Origin of the sequence: Acinetobacter sp. (assembly GCF_049284435.1) — a bacterium.
Lineage (GTDB): Bacteria > Pseudomonadota > Gammaproteobacteria > Pseudomonadales > Moraxellaceae > Acinetobacter.
On record NZ_JBAPXX010000081.1, the window covers coordinates 1 to 3,990 of the forward strand.

3 protein-coding genes are annotated in these 3,990 nt (G+C 47.3%); 2 read left to right on the forward strand and 1 reads right to left on the reverse strand.

The annotated features are described in order from the left end of the window. Window positions 1-89 precede the first annotated feature (89 nt). Window positions 90-869, forward strand: coding sequence for a hypothetical protein (locus WAK81_RS07645; RefSeq protein ID WP_086044916.1), 780 nt, complete (start codon window positions 90-92; stop codon window positions 867-869). Between the two features lie 9 nt (window positions 870-878). Next, window positions 879-1,802 (forward strand): mechanosensitive ion channel family protein, encoded by a 924-nt coding sequence (locus tag WAK81_RS07650; protein ID WP_422196344.1) that lies wholly within the window; start codon window positions 879-881, stop codon window positions 1,800-1,802. Between the two features lie 47 nt (window positions 1,803-1,849). On the opposite strand, the gene WAK81_RS07655 is transcribed toward WAK81_RS07650, so the two are convergent. Beyond that, the coding region (locus WAK81_RS07655; protein ID WP_422196345.1) for a DUF2339 domain-containing protein at window positions 1,850-3,990 on the reverse strand (2,141 nt) is incomplete at its 5' end.

Consider the following 3,990-nt stretch of genomic DNA (forward strand, 5'->3'; position numbering starts at 1 on the left):
CAGCGTGAAGTATGTTTTCAAAGATTTAGCAAGAAAGGGTGCCAAGATTGCCGCAAGATAAAGATGAATTAATCCCGAATACAGCAAAAATGCGCTGGTGGGGAGAACAGAATTTTGAAATAAATCAGTCTAAAGCCTGGCAGTTTGGCTCCTTGCTGTTTCGCCTGACCCGGGGGATTCAGGAATGGCGACTGGAATATTTCCGCCCTTCTGTGCAATACGATTATGAGCAGCAATGGCATCAGATTGATGATCCGAATTTTGCCTTTCCACCACCCGTGAAGATTGAACGCTATATGTTCAAATCCACGCAAAACAAATTGCAACTCATGCCTCGCCTTGCAGACCGTTCTGTGGTGATTAAGCCGGTCGATCCAATTTATATTCCTGCCGGACAACGCGGTACGCTTTATATCAGCACGCCCTTATGGATTGCCGGTTTTGTCGAGGGTCAACGCGAACCGATTTTTGATCTGCCGGTCATCCTGCCCAAGGATACCTGGTTTGGACCCAATCACCGCTCGGGGGAAATCTGTTATGCCACCGCAGTCGATGGCAGAACCGAACTGAAACAGTTACATCCGCGAGCCTTTCGTGCGGTCACGCCGATTGAGTTTCACAATACCAGCAACCAGCAATTGCGCTTTGACCGGATGAATGTTCCTGTGCCTGCCCTGCCGCTTTTTTACAGTGAAAGTACCGGCCGCTTATGGACCTCACAAATTCGGGTCTTACATGAAAGTTCGGATCGTCCACCGCGGATCCGGGTGGAAAACCGCACGCCACCAAATGCCGGTGAAGTAGCCTATCTGCATCCACCGCGCGATCCGGCAGGTGCATTATTTAATATGTTTGATTCATTTTTCTAAGGGCGTCTGATGCCAAGTTCAAATATTCCGACCGAAGTCACCAATAGCCTGAAGGGAGTATTTACCAATATCAATACCGATCGTCTGACCGAAATTTTGGTGGCGGTGGTGTTGTGCTTTATTGGTTTCCTGATTGCGCGCTTTGTTTCCAATACCTTTATTCGCACCATTGGTGTCCGTTTTAATGCCCATCAGAAACTGGTCTGGCGCCGCGGGATTTTCTATTTTATCTTCCTGCTGTTTGTGATGGCCAGCCTGAAAGAGGCCGGCTTTAAACTCAGTGTCTTCCTCGGCGCTGCCGGAATTTTAACGGTTGCACTGGGTTTTGCTTCGCAAACATCAGCATCCAACCTGATCAGTGGTCTGTTCCTGATTGGTGAAGGTTCTTTTGAAGTTGGCGATACCATCCAGCTGACCTTGATCCGCGGACATACCATTGAAGGTGAAGTGATTTCGATTGACCTGCTCTCGGTTAAACTTTTGACCCAAGATAATATCTATGTGCGTTTGCCAAATGAACAGCTGATTCGAGCACCAGTGCAGAACCTGTCGAAATTTCCGATACGGCGTATTCCAATTACCTTGGCGATCAATTTCCATGAAGATATTATCAAGGTGCGCGAAGTACTACTGGACGTTGCCAACAAGTATCCACTGGTTCTGGCCGACCCGAAACCGGCAGTCACCGTTACCGCTTTCCGTGAATCTTCGATTGAACTGCTGTTTGCGGTGTGGTGCCAACAGGAAAACTACCTGAAAGTCCGTGATGAAATGCAGGAACGGATTCGCAACGGCTTTGTCGATAACCAGATTGAAATTCCGGTACCAAAAATGGGCTTTGTCGATCATCCACTTTCCCGCCCTTTGGAAAATGAAGAAATCGATCAATATGCCAATGAAAAGGCCCTCAAAAGAGAGCCTGATCTGAAATAACCCTTAGATTCCCTCTCCTTTTTAAAGGAGAGGGTTAGGGAGAGGATTCAAAGCTCCTTCTCCGGCATCGGCGCAATATAAGCAATCAGCAGCATCACCCCGCCCGCCAGCAGGAATGAAATCACCCGGGTCAGGGTGCCAATATGTGACAGGTCAAATAGTACGAGCTTCAAGGTCACAATCACCAGAATACTGCCGCCTAAAATCCACATCGGTTTCAGTTTTTTGAGTGTCGCCGTCCACATGGTAATCCAGGCGAGTAATACCCAAAGTATGGTCAGACTAAGCTGAACCGTCGCATTGCTCCATAATGCCAGCTCATTAAACGGCGTCTGCAGGTACACATGTAAAGCTCTTAAAACAATATAACTGGAAAGCCATAACAGACTTAGTACCATTAAAACTGCGATCATGCCTTTATCACGTCCCACCTTGATTTGCTGTAACAGCATCCAGATAAAACTGGCAAACATGGCGATACTGATCAGGTCAAAAGGATTCAGAATCGGCAGCCAGTAATATTGAAAGGCTTGCTGGCTAAACAGCTGTGAACAAACCAGCCAAGTTGCCATCAGCAATAAACAGCTCTTGGTTTGCCAAAGCTGCTGCCAACCTGACTGCACATCCTGCCGATAGCACCACAGGCAGAATAATAAAGGTAAAATCACCATGCTCAGATAAGGCATGTTCGGAATCAGGCATACACTTGCCAGAGCCAGACTGCTAAAAACGCCAAAGCTCATCCATTCTTTGGAGAGCTGCAAGCCAGCCAGCGGTCTAAGCCACAGAATGGCCAATAATATCGTTGAAAGTGCAGAAACCCCACGTTCCAGATCACTATTCCAGACAATCACCGCATTCTGACTGCGATCCAGAGTTAGAATCGCCGCAATGACCAGCAAGGGCGAGATGCCACTCCACTTCGGCAGTAACCATGACCACTCCTGATTTTTGCGCAGGATCATTTCATTGAACATTACATAACCCAGTGTGATGATAAATAAACTCAGCACATAGGCATGCTGACTCGGAAATTCATCTTCCAGCAAGGCAAATAACATCAGGCTGGCCGCGACACTTAGGCTGCTTAAAAAACTGACACTCAGACTATTCATCTGCTGCTGGTACTGCTTTTTAAGCTGACTGATGACCACGACTGCCACATAGCACAGACTCAAAATCCAGAAAATGATTCGCGGTGTTGGATTAATCTCGACCAGATAATACAGGCTGCTGAATCCGGCCATCAGCAATAAGCCCATGCTCAGATAGTGTGCTACCCGGACATTTTTTTCCAAGGCCCATAAATAAATCAGCACACCTTCAACTGCCCAGACAATCACACTCCATTGTTCTGTCAATAAGATCGGGGGCACCAAGGCGAGAAAAATCAGCATCAGGCTCAGATAGCTCTGCGAAATGAGCAGGATAGTTTGTTTACGGCGCAGCAGTGTCCAGCAAGCGGCAAAGACCAGTGCAAAGAACAGGCTTAATCCAGCTTGCCAGAGTTTTTGATTGGGCTGATTAAAATGAATCAGATACAGAAAAATATATGCCGTGATCGGTGCAGCAAAAATCAGCGCTAAGTCCAATACCGGTTTTAACTGAAAACGTGAGAGATCCTGTCGTGCCAGCAACTGGCTAAAGCGGAAACCTAGCCAGATAAACAGCGCACTATGTGCCAGAATCAACGCAGTCATGGCATAACGCTCATATGTATAACCATGAATCAGGCTATATATCCCGCCAACGACCGCAGTCACTAAAAAGGCAATTTGATTGAGAATCTTCCATGGCCGGAAACTGCTCAGCACTGCCACCCCGATATTGATCAGCAAATAATAGCTAATCAGCTCAACGGCAGAAGCATCGCGGGTCGGTAAGGTAAACGGCGCCAGATAAGCAATCAGCAAAGCCATCAAAGCCAGTTCGATGCTTTCCTGTTTCAGGCTTAAATACAAAGTGATGGCCAGAATGATGAGGAATAGCAAAGTCGCCAACGGTAACGTGGGAATCACCAGATTGTAATAGGCAAAAAATAAGGTCAGGAACAGACTCCCTAAACCCAGTCCTTCCAGTGCCAGAGCAAAACTCCGATTTTTCTGCACCAGGCGATAACCCAGACCTGCTATACACCCACTTGCCAGTGCAACCAGGCCCAATTTTGCAGCCAGACTGAGTTGCCAGT

Bases quoted from the DNA above. Each gene is read 5' to 3' on its own strand.
- WAK81_RS07650 (WP_422196344.1), top strand. From the start codon at position 879: ATGCCAAGTTCAAATATTCCGACCGAAGTCACCAATAGCCTGAAGGGA.
- WAK81_RS07645 (WP_086044916.1), top strand. From the start codon at position 90: ATGCGCTGGTGGGGAGAACAGAATTTTGAAATAAATCAGTCTAAAGCC.